Source organism: Dethiothermospora halolimnae, assembly GCF_037577855.1.
Lineage (GTDB): Bacteria > Bacillota > Clostridia > Tissierellales > VENL01 > Dethiothermospora > Dethiothermospora halolimnae.
This window is the reverse complement of sequence record NZ_JBAKFX010000133.1, coordinates 1-2,108: the sequence shown is the minus strand read 5'-3', so window position 1 is coordinate 2,108 and position 2,108 is coordinate 1. Positions and strand designations below refer to the sequence as shown.

General features: G+C 33.9%; 3 protein-coding genes. All 3 read left to right on the top strand.

Annotation, left to right across the window (positions count from 1 at the left end):
* Positions 1-882, top strand: an 882-nt coding sequence (locus V6137_RS20910; protein ID WP_425449888.1) for a [Fe-Fe] hydrogenase large subunit C-terminal domain-containing protein, incomplete at its 5' end; no start/stop codon positions are given.
* A gap of 374 nt (positions 883-1,256) precedes the next feature.
* Positions 1,257-1,742: an NADH-quinone oxidoreductase subunit NuoE family protein gene (locus tag V6137_RS20905; protein WP_425449887.1), complete on the top strand. Its 486-nt coding sequence runs from the start codon at positions 1,257-1,259 to the stop codon at positions 1,740-1,742.
* Positions 1,743-1,783: 41 nt separating this feature from the next.
* Positions 1,784-2,108, top strand: a 325-nt coding sequence (locus V6137_RS20900) for a (2Fe-2S) ferredoxin domain-containing protein (protein WP_425449886.1), incomplete at its 3' end; no start/stop codon positions are given.

The following is a 2,108-nucleotide window of genomic DNA, read 5'->3' as shown; positions in this document are numbered from 1 at the left end:
AGACTAGAAAATGGTGGAAAACTTCCAATGATAACATCATGTTCGCCGGGATGGATTAAGTTTTGTGAACATAACTATCCAGAATTAATAGATAACTTATCAAGTTGTAAATCACCACAACAAATGATGGGCTCTATTATTAAGTCATATTATGCTGAAAAAAATAATATAAATCCAAAAGAAATAATTGTGGTTTCCATAATGCCGTGTACGGCTAAGAAATTTGAAGCAAATAGAGAAGAGCTGCATATAACTGGGTTAAGGGATGTGGATTACGTTCTTACCACTAGAGAATTAGGTAAAATGGTAAAGGAAGTTAGAATAGATTTTAACCACTTACAAGATGAAGAGTTTGATGAAGTATTAGGGGAGTCAACAGGAGCTGGGGTAATCTTCGGAGCAACAGGTGGGGTTATGGAGGCTGCCCTTAGAACAGTATCGGAAGTTGTTTTAGGTGAAGAATTAGATAAAATACAGTATGATGAAGTTAGGGGAACAGCAGGGGTCAAAGAGGCAGAAATAGAACTTGGAGATACAACTGTAAAGATAGCTGTAGCAAATGGAACGGGAAATGCTAGAAAACTTATGGAAAAAATTAAAAGTGGAGAAGCAGACTATCACTTTATAGAAATAATGGGATGTGAAGGTGGTTGTGTAACCGGTGGAGGTCAACCTCACCTAAGTGCTAAGGATAGAATGACTAAAGATGTGAAAACTTTAAGGGCCAAGGCCCTTTATGATGAAGACGAAGCTAAAGCTATAAGAAAATCCCATGAAAATCCAGAGATAAAGAAACTATATAGTGATTTCTTAGAAAAACCAAATAGTCACAAGGCCCATGGGTTACTTCATACTAGTTATGTAAAAAGAGGCAAATTATAAAGTAGAGTGCAAGGAGCAGAGAGAAAGGATTGGCTTTTAGCTAATCCTTTATTTTTTTACTCTGTACCCTACACTCTGCACTATCTTTCCCCCTCCACTGGTCTGTCTGTTTCTAATATGAAATAGTTACGAAATCAAAAATGAAAAAATGTTTCAATGTTGAAATTTATTAAAGAAACTTATTAACAATTTACAATTATATATTAATAAATATTGATTTTTTGTAATAATTCAATTTGAAATTGACATTTTTTAAACAATCCAATATAATGAAAGGGACTAAAATAGAGGTTAGACAGAAAAATTAAAAAGATTACAACTTATATTAAACATTTACAAAAAAATTTAAATATAATGTAAGGGGAGGATACCTGATGGAATTTAAGTTTGATTTCGCCGCAAACAAAGAAAATATCCAGAAATTAAGGGAAGTTATTGAAGAAAATAAGGGTAAAAAAGGAGCATTAATGCCAGTGCTTCATAAAGCACAAAAGATATTCGGATATCTTCCAATAGAGGTTCAGAGTATTATATCTGAAGAATTAAATATACCACTATCTGAAATTTATGGTGTTGCAACATTCTATGCCCAGTTCTCATTAGTACCAAAGGGAGAATACCAAATAGGTGTTTGTTTAGGTACAGCTTGCTATGTTAAAGGAGCTCAAGATATTATAGATAAAATAAAAGACCAACTGGGAGTAGAAGTGGACGGTACAACTAAGGACAGAAAATTTTCACTGCAAGCTACTAGATGTATAGGTGCATGTGGACTAGCTCCAGTTATGACTATAAATGAAGATGTTTATGGAAAATTAGATGCTAATGAGGTTCCAGAAATAATTAACAAATACATGTAATAGGAAAACGATATCATTCATATTATTTGGAGGTGTATTAAATGAAATCTCTAGAGGAGTTAAAAAAGATTAGAGAAGCATCCCTTGATAAGGTTACATTAAGGGGAGAAAGAAAGGGAACAAGAATAGTAGTGGGAATGGCAACTTGTGGAATATCTGCAGGTGCTAGGCCTGTTTTAATGGCATTACTTGAAGAGACTAAGAAAAGAAATTTAGGGGATGTTACCGTTACTCAAACAGGATGTATAGGAATATGTGACCTAGAGCCTATAGTTGAAGTGTACAAGCCTGGGGAAGAAAAGGTAACATACGTGAAAATGACAGAGGATAAAGCTAAGAAAGTAATAGCAGAACATATAGTTAATG